This window comes from Oceanospirillum beijerinckii DSM 7166 (assembly GCF_000422425.1).
In the GTDB taxonomy this organism is placed as follows: Bacteria; Pseudomonadota; Gammaproteobacteria; order Pseudomonadales; family Halomonadaceae; genus Oceanospirillum; species Oceanospirillum beijerinckii.
Window position 1 is genome coordinate 68,551 of record NZ_KE383831.1, and the last position, 25,352, is coordinate 93,902.

A 25,352-nucleotide genomic window follows, 5' to 3' on the forward strand; every position below is an offset into this window, starting at 1 on the left:
TTGGACTACGCAACCCCTTTTTTGAACTTTTTATCTCTATGGCAAAAGATTCAGGACTGCCAGCAGTTTACCCATCCTGTCACCGTGTCTTTATGTAGCCTGCTTAAATGAGCGCCATAAGAGTACGAATGGACTGCTTCACAGCGCTGATATGCAGATGTATCGTGCCAAACGCTCGGGGCGCAACCGCTGTGCATTCTGACCACCTTGCTCTTTGCGTTAATCAACCCCTTTGATAAATTGCACTGATCAAACCAGCAGAACTTGGTACACTGCGCCCCGGTCCAGATTCTTTTATCGAATGGAAAATATTGATCTTACAGCTGCAGCCTGTTTTATAGCCTTATAAGCTAAGCCTTAAACTTAGGTTTTTAGCCAACGCCTTTAACCTTCGCCGTTAACAGCCAACCACGAGCTATAACCGGTATGCAGCGGTATTTATATCCGGGTAATTCGTTTTGCAGTTTTTCAGTCAGCGTCAGCGCTTATCATTTGCCCCCTTTGCCTTATTTATCGCCACTCTCCTGCTATGGCTTGTGTTAGCAGTCTCCACCGGCTATGCGGCCCCCATTAGCGTGATCGATGACCGACAAAATACTGTCACCCTGCCACAACCGGCTCAACGTATTATCAGTTTGGCCCCAAGCAGTACAGAACTCATCTATAGCGCCGGAGCGGGCGATAAATTGGTTGCTGCAGTAAGCTTTAGTAACTACCCGGAAGCTGCTAAGAAATTGCCCTTAGTGGGTAGCTATAACCAGTTTGATCTGGAGCGTGTGCTCGCTTATCAACCGGACCTGGTGATCAGCTGGTACAGTGGTAATCAACCGGAAGCCATTGAACAACTGGAGAAGTTAGGCATCGCGGTTTACCGCACTGAAACCCGCTACCTGGAGCAGCTACCAGAAACCCTGATCAAGATCGGTCAACTGGCCGGTACAGAAACAGTGGCGCAACAGGAAGCCGATCGCTTTAAACAAACCCTGCAACATCTCAAACAAACCTACAGCACCCAAGCGAAAGTACGGGTGTTTTATCAGGTTTGGAATCAGCCGCTGATCACCATTAATCAGGAGAACCTGATCTCTCAGGTGATCGAAGTGTGTGGCGGGCAGAATGTTTTTGCAGAACTCGAATCTATCGCACCCAAAATCGATGTGGAAGCCGTCTTAAAGGCCAACCCGGATGCCATTGTTGCCAGCGGTATGGATGAACAACGGCCGGAATGGCTAAATGATTGGAAAGCCTGGCCGAGCTTAAAAGCGGTGCAGGATCAGCAACTGCATTTTATCCCGCCAGATCATATTCAACGCCAAACTGTCCGTGTGCTATTGGGTGCCGAGCGTTTATGTCAGCAACTGGACCAAACCCGTCAATTGAATACCCAAAGCCAAAGAAAACCCGAGCAACAAGCTAAACCCAAGCAACAAGCTAAACACGAGAGTCACAAGGATGATGCCCTATCATGATCCCATCCACCGTATCCCAGCAGCAACAGCGCAACTTGCTTTACCTGCTACTGCTGGCTCTGGCTTGTCTCGGGAGTCTGGTATTAGCGCTAACATCCGGCAGTATTGAGATCTCCCTGTCTGATCTTTGGCAGGTTATCACCACCGATCAAACCTCCCTGCAAAGCACTGTCGTCCATGAGCTGCGTTTGCCCCGTGCTCTATCAGCCTTGATCGTAGGCGCTCAGCTGGCATTAGCAGGCTGTTTAATGCAGGTACTCTTAAGAAATCCTCTGGCGGACCCTTATGTATTGGGTGTTTCTGGTGGTGCGGCGGTTGGTGCCCTGTTCAGCATTATGATGGGACTGGGTAGCTTTGCTATGTCGGCCAACGCTTTTATCGGGGCTATGGTAAATCTACTGCTGGTGTTTGGTCTGGCCCATAGCCAGGGTAGCTGGTCCCCAACTCGCCTTTTATTAACCGGTGTGGTGACCGCTGCGGGCTGGGGGGCAGTGATTAGCTTTATGCTATCTATCAGTCAGGATCATCAGCTCACGGGCATGGTGTTCTGGTTGATGGGCGATCTCAGCCGGGCACAACTGCCAGGACAACACAGCCTGGTATTTATCATCTGCTTACTGCTTAGCTGGGCACTGGCCCGACCATTAAACCTGATGCTGCGCGGTGAGATGCAGGCCAAAGCCTTAGGTGTTTCCGTTTACCCCCTGCAAATCGGCCTCTATCTATTAGCCTCATTGTTAACTGCTTCTGCTGTAACCCAAGCCGGTAGTATTGGTTTCTTAGGCTTGGTGGTCCCTCATATTCTGCGTTTAAGTCTGGGTACGGATCATCGCTTATTACTGCCTGCATCCGCCTTAGCCGGTGGCTGTTTATTACTACTGGCCGATACTTTGGCCCGTACTCTGATTGCACCACAGCAACTCCCTGTTGGTGTCATTACAGCCTTCATCGGTGTACCTGTCTTCTTATGGGTACTACAAAAAAGTAACCGGGGGCTGGTATGAGTCTGACAAATAATGGCGATAAAAGCGGTTCAGCTAGCACAATAAACGACGCCATAGAAACCACGCCAAAAGTGTTACTGGCAGCGCAACAGCTCGGCGTTAAAATTGCGGGTAAAACCATCTGCCAGAACCTTGATTTAGAACTAAAAGCAGGTGAGATCTGGGGGGTTTTAGGTGGCAACGGTGCCGGTAAAACCACACTGCTGCACACACTGGCAGGCTTTCGAGAACCCGATCAGGGTCAAGTACTGATTGAACAAACACCCATCAAGCAGATAAAAGCCAAACACAGGGCACAGAAGCTTGGCTTTCTGCTCCAGGATGAGAAAAATGCCTTTCCGGCAACCGTACTGGAAACGGCTCTGCAAGGTCGTCATCCTCATCTGGGCCATTGGCAGTGGGAAAGTATTGAAGATGAAAAGATCGCCCTTAAAGCCTTAGAGCAAGTGGGCTTAAGTGATTACACAGAACGCACCTTGGATCGCTTATCCGGCGGTGAGCGCCAGCGCTTAAAGATCGCCACACTGCTAGTACAAGATCCCAAGATATGGCTATTGGATGAACCCGCAAACCATCTGGATCTCCATCACCAGATCAGTTTACTCACTCTGCTGAAAGAGCAAACCAAACAGCAGCAGGGTTGTCTATTAATGAGCCTGCACGACCTGAACCTGGCGTGGCGTTTTTGCGACAAACTGATCTTTATCTACCCGGATGATTGTACTCGGGAACACAAGGTCGAACAGGGAGATAAAGCCGCACTACTGCAGGCAGAGAAATTACAACACCTGTACCAGCATCCGATTCACTGTCTGGATACAGCACAAGGCAAGGTCTTTATCGCCGGTTAACAACGATAAACCGATAATAAGAACCGCGTCCCTAAAAAATAAGTAAAACCTTAAAAACAAGTAAAATCTATAGACCGCTAAATCCCCCATTAGACTTAACAATTTAGTGACGTTAGCTTGAAAGGAAACCGTAAAACAATGAGCGCTTCACCCTCTTTTTTACAACGCTATAAATGGCCTGCCATCATCCTGATGATACTACTGGGCGTGTTTCTGCTGATGCTGTTCGCGCCACGTTTCTTGGGCGATATGTTCCAGCTTGACCCCAAAGAATCCCGCTATCTGGCCGCTAATGCCGGTAACCCGGACTATATCTACGAGTGCGGTGCCTGCCATATCGCCTACCCCGCTCAGGTACTGCCTAAACGTAGCTGGCACAAGCTGACCAATAATCTGCATGATCACTTTGGTGAAGATGCCACCACTGACAAGATCCCTGTGGAACAGATTCAGGCATATCTGAACGCTAACGCCAGCGATAGTGAAAACGCGGGTAAATTCCGTGACTTTATGAAGCAGATTCAAAGCCCGGCTCCCGTGCGTGTAACGGAGCTGCGCTTCTGGCGTTTAAAGCATGATCGCATTATCCAGAAAGAGGACACTATGGTGCTGAATAACCCGGATGTAGAAAGCTTCTCCCGCTGTAACGCCTGTCACGAGAAAGCGGAACAGGGTGAATTTGATAAGCAGACCGTGGACATCCCCAATATTGACCGAGCCGAATATACCCGTTAAGACGGCCTGCCACGCTTCAATTTGGCAGAGCCACTGCCCCTGAAGTGCATTATCAAAACAAGGCTGATTAATTTAACCGCTTAAAAAGGACTGGAGCGACGTTGAAAAAAGAGCGGTAGTAACCACTTATTACCTACCGCTCTTTCTGAATACATATAATTAGCACTATTGCTTAACCCAGCGACAAAGTGCAATGCACTGATACAACGTGATTCAGCCTAATAACGAGAGATAACACCATGCGTCTTTTACACACCATGCTACGAGTGGGCGACCTGCAACGCTCCATCGATTTTTACACTCAGGTACTGGGTATGCAGCTACTGCGCCAGTCAGAAAACGAAGAGTACAAATACACCCTGGCCTTTCTGGGTTACGGTGATGAATCCGAAAATACCGTACTGGAACTGACCTATAACTGGGGCACCGACAGTTACGATCTGGGTAACGCCTTTGGTCATCTGGCTATTGAGGTAGATGATGTCTACCAGGCCTGTGATCAGATCCGTGCGGCAGGTGGTCAGATCACCCGCGAACCAGGCCCGGTAAAAGGCGGTACGACTGAGATCGCATTTGTACGCGATCCTGACGGTTATGCTATTGAGTTGATCGCCAGCAAGTTTGCGGGACAAGGCCTGGGCCAGTAGTTCTCTGGTCGGTCATTGTCTCTACATGCCCTCTTTGCTCACAGTATGAGATACTCCACAAAGAGGGCATTTACTCCTGCCACTGTTCCATCCCTATATTCTATCTCTGATTCTCAGCGCCAACGTTTACATGCGTAACAATAAACCTTATGGCTCTTCATATCGTCATATGGGAAGAGTATATTCTTTAGTCTATATATGACTATTTAGTCATTTCTGATATCTCCACTTAATACAGTGATTTGACAGGCATGTACGATTACGCTCAGCGGCAAGAAATTATCTACGAAGTTCACTCCCGTCCCTTTCAAAATCTACCAGCACCTTTGGTATTGGAACATATCACCGTGCTGTTTGATGGTATGGATGCGTTAGATGTCGAGCATCTGGTGATGAGCTTTATCCGTGAGATGAGCTTTCCCGTACCAGAGGGGCACCGAGGATTTCTTTACTGCCGTCAAGGGGATAAAGCGGTCCGTTATGAACCTCATAATGAGTTCTATACCCTGACACTGTATAAGTTCGAGGATGAGCGCACGTCGTTATCACTACCGGAATACCGACGTCAGCTGCCGGGGGCATTTCTATCCGGCGTTGAGGTCTTGTTCCGTAAGTCCAAAAGTCAGCTGTTTATGGGTAAACGCAACGATAGCTTTACCGCTTGGGGTGAGGAGTGTTTTAACTCCAGTCAGTTTGTCGCTTCAGAGGTGATGGCCGGTGCGGCACGCATGGCGACCAACTATAAGCCCCAACCGGAAAGCGGCTTTGTGCTGGTATTGCTGGAAGATATTCATCTGATGCCTGCTCAGGCTGGTCGTATGCTGCAGCGGATCTGCGAGATTGAAACCTACCGTCATATGGCCTTGTTAGGCCTTCCCTCAGCCCGTTCACTGATGCCGGAGCTGACGCTACTGGATCAGGAAGTGGCCAGTGTCTCACAACGTTCACCGGATCAGGATACCTCCCATACCCTGGCGGCGATGATGCAGCTGTCTGGGCAGGTGGAAGCCTTATCTGCGAATACTGCTAACCGCTTTTTTGCCAGTGAGGCCTATTTTGCACTGGTGGAGCGGCGGATTAAGGAACTGCGCGAGGTCAAGATCAAAGGCCGTCAGATGGCGATTGAGTTTATGGAGCGCCACCTGGACCCGGCACGGCGCACCTGTCGCAGTGCATCCCGTCGTATTGAGCTGCTGTCTAAACGTATCGCCCGAGCAACTGAGCTGCTGCAGTTTCAGGTTAATCTGACCATCGAAAACCAGAACAAAGAGTTGTTAGAAGCGATGAATATTCGCGCTAAGCGACGCTTGAACCTGCAAAGTAAGCTGGAAAGCCTGTCGGTACTGGTCGTCGTTTACTATCTCTACGACCTGATCGGAAAGGCGCTGGGTAATATGCTGCCCGCAGGAGAAACACTGGATCAGTCGTTAAAAGTGCTAACCTTGTCACTGCCTTTTATGACGTTAATTATGTTTTGGATTATCCGGCATCTGATGAAGGACTTTACTGAGCACTGAGCCAATGCTGACGACAGGTTTGAAAATAATCGATATCGAAATCCCTGTTTATTTTCTGTGCCTGTCTTCTGCGAAAAGAGCCCCAAATACACGCCAAAATGTTGCTTTATAACATTTGCCTGTTCATTTGCGACCTGTTTTTGACTCTTTAGTCATGCCGGGTCGTGGCCGGTCACAACTCTGTCGTTTTCAGGCACCACGGGCAATAACACTACCGATATCGTTGCTATCTCGCCAACAAGAATAAGTAAGCACCGAAAAAAAGCTTCTCTGGCCCAAGTGGCCTTAACTCCGCAGTCTGGGACTGAAGAAGAGAGAATTTTTTTGTTTCGGTATATACATGAAGGAGCTAGGTATGTGTAGTAATTCCTCAAACAGAGGGGTCGTCTATAAGGGCGCAGGTAAGGTCGGTGTCGAGTCTATTGCTTTTCCAGAGTTAGCAATTGGCAATCGCAAATGCGATCACGGCGTTATCCTAAAGGTTCTCACCACGAATATTTGCGGCAGTGACCAACACATGGTTCGTGGCCGCACCACTGCACCGGAAGGTTTGGTTCTGGGACACGAAATCACCGGTATTATCTTAGAAAAAGGTCGCGACGTTGAGTTTCTTGATGTTGGCGACATCGTTTCTGTACCTTTCAATATTGCCTGTGGCCGCTGCCGTAACTGTAAAGCAGGCATGACGGGCATCTGTCTGAACGTAAACCCTGCACGTCCAGGCGCTGCATACGGTTATGTGGATATGGGCGGCTGGGTCGGTGGCCAGGCGGAATACGTTATGGTGCCATACGCAGACTTTAACCTGCTGCGTTTCCCTGATTCTGATCAGGCGATGGAGAAAATCCAGGACCTGACCCTGCTATCGGATATCTTCCCAACCGGTTTCCACGGTTGTGTTACGGCAGGCGTAGGCCCGGGTTCCACCGTTTATATTGCAGGTGCAGGTCCTGTGGGTCTGGCTGCAGCGGTATCCGCTCAACTGCTGGGAGCAGCGTGCGTCATCGTAGGCGATATGATCGAAGATCGTCTGGAACAAGCTCGTAGCTTCGGCTGTGAAACCATCGACCTGCGTGAAGAAGGTGAGATAGAAGATAAGCTGGAAGTGATTCTGGGTGAGCGTGAAGTCGACTGTTTTGTAGATTGTGTTGGTTTTGAAGCCCATGGTTGTGGTTGTAACCACCATGCTGAAGCGCCTGCAACTGTACTGAACTCGGCCATGCAGATTACCCGTGCGGGTGGCCAGATCGGTATCCCAGGTCTGTACGTAACAGAAGATCCGGGTGCAGTCGATGAAGCGGCGAAAGTTGGTGCACTGAGCATGCGTTTTGGTCTGGGCTGGGCGAAGTCTCACTCCTTCCACACCGGCCAGTGTCCGGTCATGAAGTATCACCGTAATCTGATGCAGGCGATTCTGTTCGATAAGGTGAAGATTGCGGATGCGGTAAACGTTCAGATGATCAGCCTGGATAACGCACCACAAGGTTATGCTGATTTTGACGGCGGTGCGGCGAAGAAGTTTGTCATTGACCCCCATGGGAGTGTTGCCGCCTGATAACCCTCAGGCTCAATAACCCACTATTAGCCACGCATTAGGCCTTGCCGAAGCGTGGCTCTTTTTGAGTCTGATTGCAGGTATAGCTTCTTTAGGGATGGTGTTCTTATTGAACTATTCTTCCGAATAGCCAGAAAGAATACCGGCAGGAGCAATTGGATACTCAGGATTTATTTAATACCTGATCAAACAATTGCTCCACTGCTTCACCGTCTTGATCTTTATCTGGTTTTCCTTCCGTTGTTTTCCCCTTTGCAGCTCGCTCTTCCGCAACCCGTCCTGGTGATTTTAGCTCAATCGGAAACTCTTCCCGAATCGCAATCTGAGTCAAAAACAAGCGGATTGCATCCGATTGACTCATGCCAATTTCGGCTAAAACGGCTTCACTTTTGGCTTTAATATCGGGCTCGATACGGGCGCGGACAATTTCTGTTTTCATCTCGATTCCTTGATGGCTGGCTTTTTGTTGCCGTTAGTGGCGGTGCTTCTTTATCATTGTAGCTTTTTCAGGCTACAATTCAGGGTAAGTATCCAGCCTTAGTTGTGCAATGACTTTTTCTGTTGCTCCAATTCGACGTCTGCTGCGTAAAGGTCTACGGCTTTGTTCGATTGGAGCTCCAGGGATGGAGACTTTTTGCTTGTACCTTTAATCCATTATCTCTCTGATCTACAGCCCATCCAATTCTCAGTCTTTTAATCTACTGCCCTGCTAATACGTTGCCCTTGAGTTGGCATCAAGACATTGAGAGGAAACCCTATGGTACCTATTGCCGAGCCTTACTCACGTATTCTGAAGCTATTAGCTTGTTACGCAGTCATGGCTGTGGCTTTGTTGTCATTGACTGTTTGGGCTGACCAGACAAACCCGGGAGCTGGACAAGATTCCAGTATTGAAAAAAACAGTTGTTCCAGTCTTTTGCAACACGATTTTAAGGTGCTGGATAAAGCGGAATACCAGAACCTATGTCAGCACTATCAAGGTAAGTTGATTTTGGTCGTGAATACCGCCAGTCGCTGCGGTTATACCCCGCAATATAAAGGCTTAGAAAAGCTCTGGAACGCTTATAAAGATCAAGGTTTTGTTGTGTTGGGTTTCCCATCCAATAACTTTGCCGGGCAGGAACCTGGTGACGATAGCCAGATTAAAAACTTCTGTGAAGTGGCTTATGGTGTCAGCTTCCCCATGTTCAGCAAGATAAAGGTTACCGGTCTTGATGCAGCGCCTTTTTACCGGCAGCTTAGTCAAGCGGCAGGAGAGCCACCGGGCTGGAATTTCCATAAATATCTGATCTCTCCTGATGGCGAAGTATTGGCCAGTTTCCGCAGTCATGTTGAACCGGAAGATCCGCAGATACTGAATATGATCAGCCGCCATCTGCCAAAGACGGGGGCCGGTAGTCGCTGAACACCTCAACCGCAATTGCGGAAGCATCCATGTCTAAAACATCAATCTATAAAGCAATAGTCCCTGAAGCGCTCATATCTAAAACACAGCGAGCTTTATACAAATGGCTGAAAGGAAAGTGATTGCATGAATTCATCTAAAACTCTTGGTTCTTCTGGGCAAAGTGATTCCTCATCAAAAAGCCACCTGGAATCACAAAGCCACTTGGAATCACAAAGCCACTTGGAATCACAAAATAATTCGGCATCAGGTGCTCAATCAAATCCTGATGAGCAAAAACGCTTTCGTTCAGCCCCGGTACCAAAAAGTCGTTTTTCCCGCATGGCCAAGCTGGGCGGTTTAGCCGGACGAGTAGCAACCAATATGGCGTTAGACAGTGGCCGTCAGCTGCTAAAGGGACAGAAACCCGCACTGAATGAGCTATTGCTAAGCCGCAAAAATCTCAGTCATGTGGCCGATCAATTAGCCAGTATGCGTGGTGCTGCTATGAAACTGGGTCAGTTGATCTCTATGGATGCAGGTACAGTGCTGCCAAAAGACCTGGCCGATATTCTGAATAAGCTGCGTGCTGATGGTGTCACCATGCCACCCAGTCAGCTGATTGAGGTACTGAATCGTAATTGGAGTGAGGGTTGGGATCAGCACTTTAGCCGTTTTGGTTTTAATCCTATCGCGGCAGCGTCAATTGGCCAGGTGCATAAAGCAGTTAACAAACAGGGTGTTGAGCTGGCGATTAAGGTGCAGTATCCCGGTGTGCGTGAAAGTATCGATAGTGATCTGGATAACGTCTATGGCCTGCTCAAAATCAGCGGCCTGCTGCCTAAAGAGCTGGATCTGCAACCGGTGATCGACGAAGCCCGACAGCAACTACATAAAGAAGCGGATTACCATCAGGAAGGTCACCATCTGCAGCTCTATCAACAGCATCTGCGCAGCCTAAGAGAGTTCGATAATCTGCTTTTACCCGAGTACTTTCCGGAACTCTCCACTCAGGAAATTCTCTGTATGAGCTATATTCCGGCTCAGCCATTGGAGCAAGCGGTGATGAATCATCCTGCTTTGGCCAATCAGGTAATGAGTCAACTATTTGAGCTGTTCTTTGCTGAGCTGTTTCAGTTCAACTGTGTGCAAACCGATCCCAATTTAGCGAATTATCAGTTAACTCAAAACGACTTTCATACCGGACGCCATCATTTGGTGCTTTTGGATTTGGGGGCACTCCGGGAATACACTCCTGAGTTTGTGCATGATTATAAACAAGCCATCATCGCAGCATATGAGCAGGACCAGGAGAGCCTGTTAACGGCTTTGGAACAGCTGGGCTTTTTTGCCCAAGGGCAGGATGTGGCCAATCTGGATGTGATTCTCTCGATTCTGATGATGGCAGCAGAGCCTCTACGTCATGAGGGGCCTTATGATTTTGCCCGTTCAGATCTGGCGCAACGTATTCGGGACGAAGGCCTGTCGATCAGCCGTGAGCCCGAAGCCTGGCATACACCACCACCGGATGTGATCTTTTTACATCGTAAGATGGCGGGGTTATTTCTGATGGCGACACGATTAAGAGCACAGGTAGATATTCGGTCGCTGTTTTTGCCTTATCTTTAGTTCTGGTTTGTTTCGCACCAGATTGATTTGTGGCAGCTGTATTATCGTAATTTGCCCTTATCCCTCATGATTTAGGCCTTTCAGACCAGTTAAAACGAAAAAAATTGCCTTGTTCAGTTTCGGTTCAGCTTGGTGCCAGCTTGTGTTCAGCCCTGTTGTTTAACATTCGTTTTATCACTTAATGCCAAATAATACCAAACAAGATAAGTTGTTGTCGGTCGGAAAAGCCGCAAGGCGCCTTCCGACAATCATCAGGAGCCAATGTCGGATGGCGCTTCGCTTATCCAACCTCAGATATCAAGAAACTTATCGGGAACGGTATAAGACGAATTAAACAGCAGAGCTTAACAAGACAGGCATATTGGAGGACATCACCATGCATAGCAACAGCAGCTTACCAGGCAAAAAACTGATCGGTTACACCACCTTAACTCTGGCTTTAACAGGGTTGATGACGGGTTGTGGTTCAACAGCCTCTTCCTATGAGCCGATTGTGGATGGCCCCAGAGATAACCGTTACTACAATGATCTGGCCGCTTGCTCTGCAGTTGCTGAACAGCGTAGCTATACGAATGATGATGTAAGATCTGAAGCTCTACTAGGTGCAGGTATTGGTGCTCTGCTTGGAGCTATTGAAGATGGCGGCAAAGGTGCCGTTGCAGGTGCAGTAATTGGTGGTGCAACAGGCGGAGGTTCAAGGGCATGGGATACTCGCGAAGAGCAAAAACAGATTGTGATTCAGTGTATGCGTGGCCGTGGTCATAATGTTGTGGGTTAGTAGCAGGTTAAGACTTAAATGCGATACACAATCTGGCAACCGCAATGGGCTGCCAGATTGTTCATCAATGAGACCAGGTCTCAGGCGTTAGATATCCCTTACACAACGCACCATATGGTCGTTACGTAGAATATCCCCCTGCGGGCCATGGTAGTAAAAGGTTTCACCATTAGCATCAGTCCCCATTGAAACACCGCCGACTGCAGTCGGGCTTACCTTATTATCACTACGCTGAGCACCAGCACCATGCACATCCAGGAAGTTGTTATTAATAGAGCCTAATGCCCGGCCAAATGAAACATAAGCGGCAGCACTGCCATCACCAGTGTAATTTGCGTGAGTGGTTGAACTCCAGTAACTCTGCCAATCCTGCTCACCTTCTTCATTGATAAATGACGTGGCATTAAACACGGGGTCAATAGCAGCACTTGAACTCGTATCTGGTGAACGGGTGTAATCCAGAATACTCTGCAGCTCTTTCACATTAGGTAAACGCCAGTCGGAATGGCCAGCCGTGGACGATGCTTCACAGGTGTTTATGGCATCTTCCCAACCCAGAGATACGGTATCGCTTTTTTGCCACATGAGACCCGTTGCAGAGTCACTGATGGTTTCATCGCCATTATCAGTAAAGCTGTTCACACCATAAGATTCATTTCCCGATGCACAAAATACGTAGAAACTACTACTGGTTGGATAACCCTTAATACGACCATCCACCAGATTCACACCAAACATGGTTTCATCACCATTCATGGTGGTAGAAACATAGATAGATGTTGTGGCGTATTGCGCATCAATAATACGCTCTCCATTGGCGGTGTCGCCAAATGCCGCTGTAAAGGCGCTATTCAGGAAAGGCGTTAATTGAGAAGTATCTGTACCGGTATAACCACTGGGGTCCAGACCCGAAAAGTCGATCAGTGAGTAAGCGGTTTTGATATCCGGCAGACGCCAGTCACTGATACCACCTAACGTCAGATTCTGACAATAGCTGGCCGCTGCAGTGGGCGACAGTTTATCAGCAACATCTATGCTGCCATCTTGGTTAGTATCCGCACTCTTGGTCCAGGTAATACCTGTGACATTATCGATTACCGTTAAGCTGTCTGAACTTACCGTGTAATCAGGCTGATTACCCGCATAGTCAGCATCCGTACCACTGCCGGTACAGGAGGTTTCACTGCCACTTGAGGAGTTGTAACATTTGCTCTGGTTAGTATCGACAATCGCATAGGTTTTCAAAGATGGCGTATCTGTTCCGCCATCCTCAAGTGTCGGTGAGATATCCGCACTACCATCTGATTTAATAACAGTGGCGTTGGCACTGTTTACACCCGATGTAGGAACTGAGCCACCCAGGATATCAATAGAAAAGCTTGAATAGTTACGCTCTGCACCAAGGGTGCCCGTCAAAGGGTCGCCACCGGTCAGGTATTTCATTGTGGATGCACCTAATACCGTAACCTTGGCACCATTATCTAAAGTCAACTGCAAAGTATCAGCAGCAATTAAAGAGCTGTTGATACTCAGACCACCAATCAGTTGTAGAGAGTTACTGCCCTGAGTATCGGAGATAGTGATTTCGGCATCACTATCAATCAGCGCGGGCGATAAGATATAGACATCATTCCCTTCACCCTTACCTACAATCCCTCTTTGCACATTAACGGTATCATCTGCAGCAAAAGTACTATGCATAGGCAATGCAGAAAGTAGTGCTAAGGTTGGCAACATCAGTTTTTTGAGAGTATGTCGAGCCATAAATCTTCCTTATTTATCAAGGCAGTAGCGCTCTGCATAGCTTATTCAAAGCACTAAAAAATTATTTTTCCAATAACCGAATAGCATCTGGGCAATAGCTGCAACGCACCTCAATGCATTTATTACGCAAAACTCAGAGAAAACATCAAGCCGCTGCTACTTGTTATACATTCTCTTCCAAGAATGTGGAGTAAAATTGAACGCCTTATTCAAAAGCCTTTAAAGCAGTGTAAACATCATAAGGTACACTGCCATAGTTTCTTTCTCGTCAGCAAGCCTTCTTAGAAAATAGGGTATAACACACAACCTCTTGTAAACACTCCCATAAGCTGACTCTTGTGGAATAACCAGTACGTGTAGATAAGATCACAATCGCTTAAGATATCCATAACCTAGCTCTATAACCCAAGTCAAAAACTCCAAGCCTCTGACCTGAAACAAAACCTTCTGCTGTTAGCAGTGAGAAAATGAGTCAGCTTCTATTATAAGTAGTCAATGGGTTTTGGCGTATACAGGTAATGAGTAGATTTCAAACAGGATTGATGGAAAGCAAGATGTCTCTTTCAACACTACTTTATAAGCTACAACCGAAACTGGCTCAGCATGTATCAGCTTTGCCCGCGCCCTGGCCAAGCTATAATCTTTTCTTTTCCATCTGTGACAGTAGTGACAGGGCCACTGTCGTCAATGTCTCAGGAGAGAGCCTTGAAGAAGCCTGGGAAAAAGGTGCGCAGGAAACACAACGCATCGCTAAACGCCTAAAATTAAAAGTCTGCTGGTTAAAAGTGGATTGGACCAAAGAGGTTATTCCCTATACCTGGAAAAGCCTTAAAGAAGAAATCGCCAGGACAAGGCGTAATTACTATCGCTTTGGCATCGCCCTGGATAGTGGGCTGAAATACGCCTTTCTTGAGCAAGAGATTAACGCCAACGCCATGCTCTATTTGGGTGGCAAATTCACCATGGCGGAGCTAAATGCGAAAAACTTTACCAAATACGCACACGACCGTTTCAGCTCCAAAGTACCACTGGACTTTTCCGATGAGCAGGCCGTATTTCGACTCAATAATCAAGGTATGTTCTGTGCGTTAGACGAGGAGCCTCAGCTGTTATACGGTGTGGGCCGCAACGCTGGCAGACGTATCATCCACCAGTTAAATGAGAAAACCACCGAACAGATTATTCGTACCAGTAGTGAATATCTCACCCGACAGGTGAAAAAAAGTGGCCGCTTTGAGTACGGTGTACACCCTTGCTTTGATCGTCCGATTAACACCTACAATACTCTGCGCCACGCCAGTAGCACCTACGCCATGCTTGAAGGCTGGGAAGTGACGCAAGATCCGGCACTGCTCAAAGCGATCAAACGCTCTCTTCGTTACTTAACGCAAGAACTGATCAAAACCGCCCTGCTGGACACGGGCGAAACCGCCGCCTTCCTGACCGATCTTAACGATGAAATCAAACTAGGTGGTAATGCTGTCTGTTTATTGGCATTTACCAAATACACTGAGCTGATGGAGGATAACGAGTACTTACCGCTACTGGAACAGCTGGCTTTGGGTATTCGCTATATGCAAAACCAGGAAACAGGCCGTTTTATCCATGTACTGAACTATCCTGACCTGAGTGTAAAAGAAGAGTTTCGTACCGTCTACTATGCGGGAGAAGCCGCTTTCGGCCTGATGCGCCTATACGGTCTGACCAAAGATGAGCGCTGGCTGGCCATTGTTGAAAAAGCCTTTGATCACTTTATTGCGGAAGATTACTGGCAGGCCCACGACCATTGGCTCAGCTATTGTGTCAACGAACTGACACTGTATAGACCGGAAGAACGGTATTATCGCTTTGGTATCAAAAACTTTATCGATCATCTGGACTTTGTCACAAACCGGATTACCACTTTTCCGACACTGTTAGAGTTGATGATGGCGGCTCATAAGATGATTGGCCGTATGCAACAGCAGCCTGAATTGCAGCATCTGGTTGATGAGATCGACTTAAACAAGTTTGATCACGCCCTGCAAAGCCGTGCCCAGTATCTGATGAATGGTTACTTCTGGCCCGAGTACGCCATGTACTTTGAAAAGCCCAGCAAAATTGTGGGTAGCTGTTATATCCGCCACCATTCATTCAGAGTACGTATCGATGATGTGGAGCACTACCTATCCGGCTATGTGGCATATCTGCACTATTATCTGCAGAACAATGTCAGAAAAGAAAACCTGCAAGCTGCCACTGCGACAAGATCAGAGTCGACAACCGTTTCTGCAAAATTAGTCGCCTCAGATACAAACACTGACGCCAAACCAACGTTAACACAAGAGCAATCGAAAAGATCAGCAGAGGCCATTTCTTCTCTGGCACAGGCAGCAGTAGATAGTGCGGTTATTGATAATACTCTTGCTGATAATACCCCTGTTGATAGTACCGCTGTTGATAGCACCACTGTTGATAGCACCACCGTTGCTCACCAAACCACTCAGACCAGTGCCTCTCTTAGTGATCAAATCAGCTATACAGAGGGCCCTAACTGGACGACAGCCCGGCTTTTGCAGGCAACAAAAGGACAATGGCTAAACAAACCTGATCCTCGTTGGCGCTCAACGGGGCTATGTATCCATACTCCCACGTTTAAACCGGGTCATATGATTGTACTCAGACCAGAGCATGATAAGCGCTTTATCCCCCTGGATAAGCTGGCTGAACTTTCCTTTTTCCCTCAGGCCCTGATCACACAGGAAAAGCTGGATATCGCCTCACTCAACCCCGAGCTACCTGTGTTAAAGGTCAATAACCTCGATAAAGCAATCATCGATATTGGCCGATACGCAAGAAGCCAGATGAAAGGCAAGGTGATTGGTGTAACAGGCAGTTCGGGCAAAACCACTACAGTTGCCATGCTTAACCAGGCGCTCAAGCCTTACGGCTCAACGGCACAGACCGAGCACAATGCCAATCTATCTAAAGGTATCGCCTGGAATCTCGCTTCAGTACCCTGGGATTCAGATTTTGTAATTTTAGAGATGGCTATTGGTGGCATGATACAGAATGCGGATATGGTCAGACCAGACATTGCTGTATTCACTAATGTCGCCCCTGCTCACTTGCAGTATCACAGTAATACTGAAGAGATTGCCTATAAAAAGAGTCAGATCTTCTTCTATATGGAGCCCGGCAGCCACGCCATCATTAACCGGGATATGCAGGAGTGGGATATTGTTGAACAAGCCGCACAACAGAAAGCACTCAATATCATCACCTTTGGCCAACATACCGACAGCGATATTCGCCTGATCGATATGGATACCGAATCTGGCAAAGTCACTGCCAATCTCTTTGGTGAAAAGGTTTCGTTTATCATCACCACGCCTGGCCCCCATATAGCCCTTAATGCCCTCATCTGCCTGGCCGTTACCCATGCATTACAGCTGGAACATGCACCGGCACGAGCGATGTTAAGCCTGTTTAAAGCCGTTTCAGGCCGGGGTGATCTACAGGAGGCTGTGATCAATCAATGTTCTGTACAGGTGATTAACGATGCTTATAACGCCAACCCCGCTTCAATGAAAGCGGCTCTGCAAGCTTTTCAGACACGAAAGAGTTTGGGGCGTAAAATCCTGGTACTCGGGGATATGCTTGAACTGGCCCAAGGCTCAGAAGGCTACCACCAGGCCTTGATTGGCGATATCGAAAACAGCCGTGCTGACCATATCTTCCTAATGGGAGAAGAAATGACCAAAATCCAGCCAGCTTTAAAAGATAAAGGTATCAGCTGTAGTGCATATACCGATTTAGCCGAGTTAACTCTCAGCATTGAAAACCAAGCACAAAATAATGACTTGATTTTATTTAAATCATCCAATGGCGTTGGCCTACAACGAGTGATTCAAAGGCTAAAACAAGAAAAATCTGTTTGATGACGCGGTTTCGGATAATAAGTGCAATTCCTTGAGAAGTGGTCAAGCGGTATAGCTCGGCCATTTTCTCGTCAAAGGAAACTGCACAATGAGTTATACACACTTGACCGAAAACGAACGACACCAGATCTATTCATTAAAGAAAGCAGGCCTGAATAAAAAAGAGATCGCAGAACTGTAATGCTCAAGCAAAACCAGATACTTCATTAGGCCGCTTTTTTAAATGTGATAACTGAGTTTCTGCCAGCTTGACTAGCTCAGCTTCGATTCTGGTAAAGCTATCATCCCAATTACCGTCCTCCTTGCGTTTCATTTCCCTGAACAGGCGTATAGAAGGGTACCAGTAGGACGTTTCATCTTTTAATCCCCAACGATAGTCCGGAGTAAACTGAGTGGGCATCCAGGCAGGATGGTTAAGCGCACCAGCCAGGTGAATAATCGAAGTATCCACACTGATCACCAGATCCATCTGTTCAATTAATGCTGCGGTGTCCTGCATATCGTTCAGCTTATCCGCTACATCAATTATATGATCCTGGTAGCCTCGCTCCACAATAGCTTCATTTTGACGGGCTAGTTGGAGGCTATACAGCTCAATATTGTCGATATGAAACAGTCTGGAAAAGTAACTGATATCTACATTGCGCTTATCATTATTGGCAGATTTGCTGCCTCCTTCCCAGGCAATACCGATATTAAATTTGGTTTTATCAACATTTACCGGACTCGTCGTACCTTGCTGAACTTTGAGGTAAGGCACTTCGACCGGAACAGATGCTAAATCCTTGGTGAAGAAATAAGGTAAAGACAACAAAGATACGTGGTAATCAAATGTGATGTGACCTATATCATCATTGTGGGTTAACAGTCGATCGATATAAGAGGTATTTTCCAATAGTGGCAATAACGGTGGATTAACCCGGAAAATAATCTTGGCTCCCCGTGCTTTGAGCAAGGGTAGATAGCGCACAAACTGGATGGTATCGCCCAGTCCCTGCTCCCTATAAACCAGCACGGTTTTCCCCCTGAGATCCTGTTCACCGTTATAAAGCTTAGCTTTGGTAATTTTGGGGTGTAGGTAAGTGTGTTTTTGCAGGCCAAGGCGACCTTCCCGATACTTAAAGCCTTCTTCGAATTCACCAGTTAGTAATAATGTCTGACCTAAACGGTTTTGAATTTTAGCGTCACCGGGACGTCTGGCCAATGCCTGTAGATAAAAGTACCTGGCCTGATCAAAGCGATGTTTCTCTTTGTATAAAGTCGCTAGTTTCAGATAGGCACCGGCATTATCTGGATGGTGTTTGACTAACTGTTGCAATACCGCTTTTGCTTGGTCAAAGTCATATTCTTCCAGATAATAATTGGCCAGATTAGACAACAGCGTATCTTTAGTCGGGTCAAGCTGCAGACCTTTCTCAAAGGTCACCCGGGCTTTCTCTCCGAGGCCTTGGCGGTTATAGAGGATACCCAGCATATTGTAGTAGCGGGCTTCGTCGGTTAGCTGAATCAGTTTTTCCAGTGTCGAGCGCTGTAAGCGGATATTTTTCTCGGCTTTGGCACCCTGATACAGGCTTTTCAGTTCAAGCACGCGGGAGTGTTGCAGATTATCCAGATTAATGGTCGGTGAGTGTTGTTCGGAATATTTTAACAATGCCAAAGCGCGCTCTTCATCACTGTGTATCAACAATTCACCCAAATGGTAATAAGCCTCGACATACCCTTTATGTACCGCTTGCTCGTAAAAGTGCTGGGCTTTATCCAGATCCACTTCGACATGATGTCCTTTTTCGTAAAAACGACCGAGTTTAAACAGACCGTAAGCAATGCCGTCACGGGCCATTTTTTCATAGATCTCCAGGGTAGTGGGCTGCTGTTGAAACTCTGTAATATCAGAAGCTTGTTTCAATTCCTGGATAATGCTAAGTAAGCGAGCAATGGAAGGGCGTCGTTTAGCATCTTTTCTCAACATGCCGGTGATTAAAGATGCGATTCGGCGAGGAAAGTCATCACCAAAAAAGGGCTTTTTATACACATGGGCATAAATCTTCTCTGCCTTGGTCGAACTGGGAGAGAGGTTGAACATCTGATTGATATTCCCCTGAGTCACCATATAGTAAAGAATACACCCTACAGAGTAGATTTCTGATGCCAGATTGCGTTGTCCGATATAAAGCTCTGGTGCCATATAGAGGGAGTTAAAACCAACATCGTGATTTTTAACATTTTGCCCCAGCTTGGCGTTACCAAAATCGATCAGATAAAAGTGTTTGCCATTAAACACGATATTTTTGGGCCATAGATCCAGATGCATCATATGATTTTGATGATTAAAAGCGATCGCTTTTAAAATATCTTCTGCCATCTGTAGACATTGAAGCAGAGAAAACCGATGCCCCTTATGCAGATGAACGGGCAAGCTGACAGAGTCATTATGTTCAAAAACGATGTATTGTCCTTGAGTATGGGGGGCATGGTTCAGATACTGAATGGCCTTAGGGTACTGATTGTTGATTTTTAGGGCTTCGATCTCATTATCGAATTTTTTCTGATTTTTGATGCGTTCATAATGTTTGAGTACAACCGTTTTTCCCGTGCCTTTTTCTTCAGCCAGATACACTTTTGCTGTAGCACCCTCACCGATTTGTTTGTGAATAAAGTAATCGTCATTAAAAAAAGGCATGGCTAAATCGCTGTAGGTATATTCTATCAATGTTTTTCGTCATAACTAACTGATCGGCCGAGAGAATTGCTCTGCTAAATATAGTGGAAATTAGTATGTAACTATACCCAGGTTAATTCAAGCTGCAGGATTTAATATTTGAAAATTATCATTAATCCGGCTTGTTAACGAAGCAGCCTATTCTGACACTGTAACATTCAGAAACCGCGTTACACTAAATCGCAGCGTTCTGCTTCAATAGCACGATAAAGTCGCTCAGCTCAGGACTTCGTTGCACGAGACATTGCTGGCTTAAGGTATTCGCCAACCCTTTCAGCATATAAGCATTATTGGCCAATGAGCGTTGCTCTTTTTCGGGCCAATTCTTTGGATTGATCCCTCTCGCCTTTGCCGCCAGTAAATCCTGACGGGCAAACTCTTCAAACAACGGTAGTACCAAACTCCTGCCACAAGCGGTGTCAGAGTGATCACAACCAGGATCACACAAAAGAGCCAACCGGCTCCAGAATTTACCAGCACTATAAGACTTTTTTAATAATGCCTTCAATTCATCGGAATCTTGAGGCAAAGCCTCACTTTTCCACTTCTTCAGGCCAAAGTGGTTCTGCATACTGGCTGCTAAGCCTTCTAAAAACCAGGCATTCTTGAAAAAGGTATAACCGTACTGGTATAGATGAAAAATCTCATGTTCAGGCGTAAGATTTGGCGGCTGCCAGCGGGGTGTTAATGACAGAATCAGCGCTAACTCTGTATCGTTAAAATATTGGTACTCAAAAGTGTTGGGGGCGTCACCGGCACTGCCGTTACGTTTACCTATATCCATCACATGCCAATGGATCTTTTTTACGTGGGAGTAACGTCGACTTTGCAGCGGTAATGCTAAATTAAGCTGCTGGGTATAGACACTGTCTGCGGATTTTATCTGACGCCTAAGGGCATTAAGCCGGAATTGAAGCTTATCTTCATCCTCCCGGCTAAGCTCTTTATTACCAATAATAGAGTGACGCCCGCCAATAGCAAAGTAGACCTTATAATCGCCTACAGTCATGCGGTTATTCAGTGACTCTCTGGGGGTTTTCCAACTTCCATAAGCTAGAGATGACAGAAAGAATATGGAAAGTGGGAGAGCCAATAGTTTAAGCAAGGACATCTTATCCCCTAACATAAAGCCCCCTTTACAGATTATTTGCTTATTACTCAATCAATTAGAATAGGTCAAAGAATATGGCATCAGTTTAGTTGTCGGTTAATGGGCTGTATTTCAGCATCACACTGCTTCAATAAATAATTATTAAACTTATGCAGCTTGCTTTCAAAAATACCTTTTACGCAGACAAAATCACCGCTTCGAATAGCGGCAAAGAAGTCATCAAATATCTCTTCACACTTAAATCTGTGTTTTGCCCAAATTGATTTGTCTCTTAATACCTCAAGATGTTCACTAAAGTACTCCACAGTATAAAGCTCATCAATCCTGGCATTTTCAATACGCTGTTGAAAATTTTCTGCTTTAACATATTGTAGATCACCATCCTTATGATCCATAAAGGCAGAGGTCAATAGCAATTTACGCGCATCCTGTGGCGGTTGAATATAAGCCAGAGTTTCAAAGAAGCGTTCATAGTTCTCTACGCCACCACGACGGCTATGGTCATAGAGGTAGAATTGCTTACCACGGGCATTAACCTTAAAGACACCGCCACTGCTGCTCTTATTAATTACACTTGAATAACGGGCTGCGGCTTTGAATATCTCAACGCCTAACAGATGAGCACACAGTAGCTCTGCCAACGCGGCAGTAACCGCAAAAATTTCAACCAAGGGAACACGAAAAGAGACCTTTATCCCTTGTATAGAGGCCTGTACATTCCAGCCAAAGTCTACAAATTCTTGATGAAGGACATAGGCATCACAGCTTGGATCATCGCCAAAGCTTAATACCCTAACATCAGGGTTATGAGCAGTCAGAGCGGCACAGGTTTGCAGGTAAAAGGCATCTTTGGGTATCAGGCAAATGCCCTGTTCACCCATATAACGTGCAAATGAGGTTTTTTGTTGAATAAGATTGTCAAGACTGCCATGCCGGTGAATATGTTCATGTCCCAGTGAAGTGATTACCGTAATATTAGCTTTAATTACACGCCCCCGACGCCTCGTTCTATGAGGCCTTGAAGCCGAAACCTCAATCACGGAAACTTTATGTTCAGGCTTAATATCACATAGAGAGCGACATACTGCGGCATCCTGATTTGAAGCACCAGGCAGAGAAGAAACGGAAATGCTATCCTGAATCAAATGGGTTAAACGGCTCTTAAAGCCGGTCTTACCATAGCTGCCTGTCACCAATACTCTGGTCGCCTGAGTCTGCCTACGGTTATAACGTGCTAACTCAAAAAAAGCATACTTTGTATTATCAACCACATAACAGGGTGCGCCCTCTACTCTAAAGTCACTACTGACTAAAAAGCCCCTTACGCCCTGTGCCAGCGCTGCTTTAACTTCCGAGAAGTTTGCCTGCTTAATCTCTGAAAAATCCTCTTTACTACGAATCACAAACAGATCACCGGCTTTAGCATGATTTAATCGATAACTCACACCGGTAAAATTGACCTCTTCACTCAGATTTTCCCACCGACCATCATAAATCTCGGCTAACTGCGATGAACTGAATTCCATGTCTTTATCCTAAATATACTAATCCACCACAATGCCTAAATATGATAACCCGCAGCTACTGCTCTCTCCCAGTAAGGCAGTAACTTGGCATAAAAACCAGCAACATGCTGAATCGTGTCAATACGGAACCACTGACGGGTATATTTAAAACGTATACCACCTTTTGCTAGGTCAGGTCGTTTGACGGAGTATAGCGCTTCATCGGTATTTACCAAGTGCATCACCGACCAGCCACCAAGACAAAGTGCAGGCCAGAGCTTTGCTTCCATCTCCGTATTATCCATTTTCACCGCTAACTCGTAAGCCGCCATTATCCCTTCCATACGGGCTCCGTCTGAGTAGGGGTAATCACCAAACTGATAATAAAACGCACCAGCATAATCGGGATAAGGTGCATCCGTTACCTTATACATACGCTCAATCATTTTAGTCGCATCAGAGAAAACAAAATCGGTATAAGCAGGTTCCATAATAGAGCCATAGGAATGCAGTTCCATAATAGCCATCATCAACCAACTATCGGAAGGTAATACACTGTACTCTGAAGCTCGGACCTCGGGACGTACCTTAATTAAGAAGTCTAACGCCTGTTTAATCTTATTTAGATAACATGTTTGATCTTCATCAGATAAGAAGGGTAAATATTTGGCTAAACCACACAGTGCCTCTCCTGGATAGTAAAACGAGAAATAATCGAAGTTTTCTTCCTCTGTAATCTCTTTATCCAGATAAATATTATAATAAATAAACTCACCAGTACTGGTTATCTGATTGAGTAAATGAGTGGCTAACGCAGCACCATATTTGTCAAAACTTTTATCCCCTGTCAGATGTTGATACTCAGCCACCAGGTACAGAGCTAAACCAGAACCTCCCAGTTTAGATTTTTTTTCACTGTAAATATAAGCGGCTTCTGCATCTTCTTTCTGGTAATAAACAGACTGATCCATCAGGTAATTAATGGCACGACCAATACATTCAATACTGTTATTCGTCGAGAAGTATTTTTCATAGAAAATACACGTTAGAGCTCCGCCACTATGACGCAAAATATTGTAATAAGGATTCTTAGCCGGATCTCGTTTTGGATGTTCAAAATCCACATAAGAGTCCTTGGACGGGTCATAATAGTAGAGAAAGCGACCATCCGCTTTCTGATTTTTCAGAACATGCCGAATAGAACACTTCACTGCTTGTTCAAGTTTAACCTGAGTCAACTCACCGACTCGCGGTAATCCCCTGTATAGAGGCGTAATGCTATCCTCAGTCAGCAGGAAACTTTCAGACTGAAAGCTCTTTACTTCAGATGCTCTAACGTAATCCTCTCCATGCTTATTGTGCAAATAAGTGCGCAGCTGCTTCATGCCCATAATCGAGTTGACATAGGCATCTCCAGGTGGAAACAAATGCTTATTGCCATCAGGCCCCATTAATACCAGACCATCAACACCGATCTCAAAGTGGCGTTTTCCATGATACTTCATTCCAACCCGATAGAGATCTATGGTTTCGCTTTCACCTGTAACAAAGTCAACCTGAATACTAAACGCTTTATCTTTATATTGATGGACACGTTTATGTTTAAGGAGCTGACAAACTATATCTGGGAATGTCCAACGTCCTAAAGAAAACCGACGCGCCACCAGTATACGCTTGTTTTCCTTGCTGTATATTGCAAAGATCAACCGCGTATAGTCTTGCTTTAAGCTACTACGGTTATACAAGTGATCCAACTCAGTATAATCCGAATCACTAACATCCTGTCCATTAAAATTATTAACAAGCGCAAATAACTTTCGTTTTAGCAAATAGTCATTATCATTAAACGAGTATTCTTTAAAGCTCCGTTCTGGCTTCAGAAAGTGTTGTTTATCAAATAGATCCACTCTGCTCATTAATCTATAACCTCTGAAGACCAGCCCTTGATATCTCTAACTGCATGTGTAACAGCACTCTACCATCAGGCGTAACAAAAAAATCGGCATCAGCTATTATTTGTCGCTGTGCTAAGTTTAAGTTCTCTGTTTTGCTAAGTTCAACTCCCCACAACGAAACAGCACCCCCAACTTTTGTTGGGGGTGCTGTTTCACTCGCTCCGACCTAGTTTAACAGATAATTACCAGTCAATGCTGCCATCATCACTGAATGAGTCATTATTACCTTCTCCGAAATCACTATCAAAATCATCGAAGTCACTATCACCATCATCATCCGAATCACCAGACAGCCAGCCGTCATCATCTGATCCGCCGTCTACTTCACCTTCAATATCTGAAGGCCAGTCACCACTGGCATCTTCATTATTGAAAGTAAAGAGATCATCTTCAGCATTAACACCACCGTCATCGCCTCCACCGAAATCATCATCAGCATCAGAGTCATCAGCATTCTCTGCATTATTGTTGTCTGCTGAGCCTCCTGGTGCCTCTTGGTCTCCGTTGCCAAAGCCATTATTCCCCTGAGGGCCTTTATCATCGGAGTCCACATCGTCATCTGAGTCCGCATCATCATCTGAGTCCGCATCATCGTCTGAGTCCACATCATCATCTGAATCGGCGTCATCATCTGAATCGGCGTCATCATCAGAGTCGGCGTCATCATCGGAGTCCGCATCGTCATCTGAATCGGCGTCATCATCGGAATCCGCATCATCATCAGAGTCGGCGTCGTCATCAGAGTCGGCGTCATCATCGGAGTCGGCGTCATCATCGGAGTCGGCGTCATCGTCTGAGTCCGCATCATC

General features: G+C 46.3%; 18 protein-coding genes and 1 pseudogene. 12 read left to right on the plus strand and 7 right to left on the minus strand.

Annotated features, from left to right (window positions below; genetic code table 11):
• Positions 1–458: 458 nt before the first annotated feature.
• The 7 genes from H579_RS27065 to fdhA all read left to right on the plus strand — a co-directional run bounded on the left by H579_RS27065 (position 459) and on the right by fdhA (position 7,778).
• Entirely contained in the window at positions 459–1,469 is a 1,011-nt protein-coding gene (locus H579_RS27065; RefSeq protein ID WP_245583342.1) for a cobalamin-binding protein, read from the plus strand.
• Positions 1,466–2,473 (plus strand): FecCD family ABC transporter permease, encoded by a 1,008-nt coding sequence (locus H579_RS0121900; RefSeq protein WP_051228185.1) that lies wholly within the window; start codon positions 1,466–1,468, stop codon positions 2,471–2,473. The genes H579_RS27065 and H579_RS0121900 overlap by 4 nt, the downstream gene beginning before the upstream one ends.
• The gene (locus H579_RS27070) at positions 2,470–3,324 is read left to right on the plus strand and encodes an ABC transporter ATP-binding protein (protein WP_051228187.1); all 855 of its coding nucleotides are present in this window, start codon (positions 2,470–2,472) and stop codon (positions 3,322–3,324) included. The genes H579_RS0121900 and H579_RS27070 overlap by 4 nt, the downstream gene beginning before the upstream one ends.
• A gap of 138 nt (positions 3,325–3,462) precedes the next feature.
• Positions 3,463–4,059, plus strand: coding sequence for a hypothetical protein (locus H579_RS27075; protein WP_051228189.1), 597 nt, complete (start codon positions 3,463–3,465; stop codon positions 4,057–4,059).
• Between the two features lie 239 nt (positions 4,060–4,298).
• Positions 4,299–4,706 (plus strand): lactoylglutathione lyase, encoded by a 408-nt coding sequence (gloA, locus tag H579_RS0121915; protein WP_028302438.1) that lies wholly within the window; start codon positions 4,299–4,301, stop codon positions 4,704–4,706.
• A 251-nt stretch (positions 4,707–4,957) separates the two neighbouring features.
• Positions 4,958–6,223 (plus strand): DUF3422 domain-containing protein, encoded by a 1,266-nt coding sequence (locus H579_RS0121920; protein WP_028302439.1) that lies wholly within the window; start codon positions 4,958–4,960, stop codon positions 6,221–6,223.
• A gap of 355 nt (positions 6,224–6,578) precedes the next feature.
• Complete coding sequence (gene fdhA / locus H579_RS0121925) at positions 6,579–7,778, plus strand: formaldehyde dehydrogenase, glutathione-independent (RefSeq protein WP_028302440.1); 1,200 nt, start codon at positions 6,579–6,581, stop codon at positions 7,776–7,778.
• Between the two features lie 163 nt (positions 7,779–7,941).
• Here the strand turns inward: fdhA and H579_RS27080 are convergent, their stop codons facing one another.
• A complete protein-coding gene (locus H579_RS27080) occupies positions 7,942–8,217 on the minus strand; it encodes a type II toxin-antitoxin system RelB/DinJ family antitoxin (RefSeq protein ID WP_051228191.1) in 276 nt (91 codons plus the stop codon).
• A 318-nt stretch (positions 8,218–8,535) separates the two neighbouring features.
• Here H579_RS27080 and H579_RS27085 point away from each other — a divergent pair, with 318 nt between their 5' ends.
• The 3 genes from H579_RS27085 to H579_RS0121945 all read left to right on the plus strand — a co-directional run bounded on the left by H579_RS27085 (position 8,536) and on the right by H579_RS0121945 (position 11,569).
• Positions 8,536–9,183, plus strand: a complete 648-nt coding sequence (locus H579_RS27085) for a glutathione peroxidase (RefSeq protein WP_245583343.1) — start codon at positions 8,536–8,538, stop codon at positions 9,181–9,183.
• Positions 9,184–9,309: 126 nt separating this feature from the next.
• Positions 9,310–10,791, plus strand: coding sequence for an ABC1 kinase family protein (locus H579_RS0121940; RefSeq protein ID WP_211224778.1), 1,482 nt, complete (start codon positions 9,310–9,312; stop codon positions 10,789–10,791).
• A gap of 376 nt (positions 10,792–11,167) precedes the next feature.
• Positions 11,168–11,569 carry a glycine zipper family protein gene (locus tag H579_RS0121945; RefSeq protein ID WP_051228193.1) on the plus strand — a complete coding sequence of 134 codons (402 nt, stop codon included), beginning with the start codon at positions 11,168–11,170 and terminating at the stop codon, positions 11,567–11,569.
• An 87-nt stretch (positions 11,570–11,656) separates the two neighbouring features.
• On the opposite strand, the gene H579_RS27090 is transcribed toward H579_RS0121945, so the two are convergent.
• Positions 11,657–13,333, minus strand: a complete 1,677-nt coding sequence (locus H579_RS27090) for an Lcl C-terminal domain-containing protein (RefSeq protein WP_211224779.1) — start codon at positions 13,331–13,333, stop codon at positions 11,657–11,659.
• 554 nt (positions 13,334–13,887) lie between these two features.
• Here H579_RS27090 and H579_RS28255 point away from each other — a divergent pair.
• Positions 13,888–17,253: a UDP-N-acetylmuramoyl-tripeptide--D-alanyl-D-alanine ligase gene (locus H579_RS28255; RefSeq protein ID WP_169449734.1), complete on the plus strand. Its 3,366-nt coding sequence runs from the start codon at positions 13,888–13,890 to the stop codon at positions 17,251–17,253.
• Positions 17,254–17,341: 88 nt separating this feature from the next.
• A complete protein-coding gene (locus H579_RS29245) occupies positions 17,342–17,434 on the plus strand; it encodes a helix-turn-helix domain-containing protein (protein ID WP_157834687.1) in 93 nt (30 codons plus the stop codon).
• A gap of 3 nt (positions 17,435–17,437) precedes the next feature.
• Here the strand turns inward: H579_RS29245 and H579_RS0121965 are convergent, their stop codons facing one another.
• The 5 genes and pseudogenes from H579_RS0121965 to H579_RS0121985 form a co-directional block, all read right to left on the minus strand.
• The gene (locus tag H579_RS0121965; protein ID WP_028302443.1) at positions 17,438–19,933 is read right to left on the minus strand and encodes a protein kinase domain-containing protein; all 2,496 of its coding nucleotides are present in this window, start codon (positions 19,931–19,933) and stop codon (positions 17,438–17,440) included.
• A gap of 214 nt (positions 19,934–20,147) precedes the next feature.
• A complete protein-coding gene (locus tag H579_RS0121970) occupies positions 20,148–20,981 on the minus strand; it encodes a hypothetical protein (RefSeq protein WP_028302444.1) in 834 nt (277 codons plus the stop codon).
• A gap of 182 nt (positions 20,982–21,163) precedes the next feature.
• Positions 21,164–22,609, minus strand: coding sequence for a Mur ligase family protein (locus tag H579_RS0121975; protein ID WP_028302445.1), 1,446 nt, complete (start codon positions 22,607–22,609; stop codon positions 21,164–21,166).
• A gap of 35 nt (positions 22,610–22,644) precedes the next feature.
• Entirely contained in the window at positions 22,645–24,504 is a 1,860-nt protein-coding gene (locus H579_RS0121980) for a hypothetical protein (protein ID WP_028302446.1), read from the minus strand.
• A gap of 221 nt (positions 24,505–24,725) precedes the next feature.
• Positions 24,726–25,352: pseudogene (locus H579_RS0121985) on the minus strand (hypothetical protein); the annotation flags it as partial.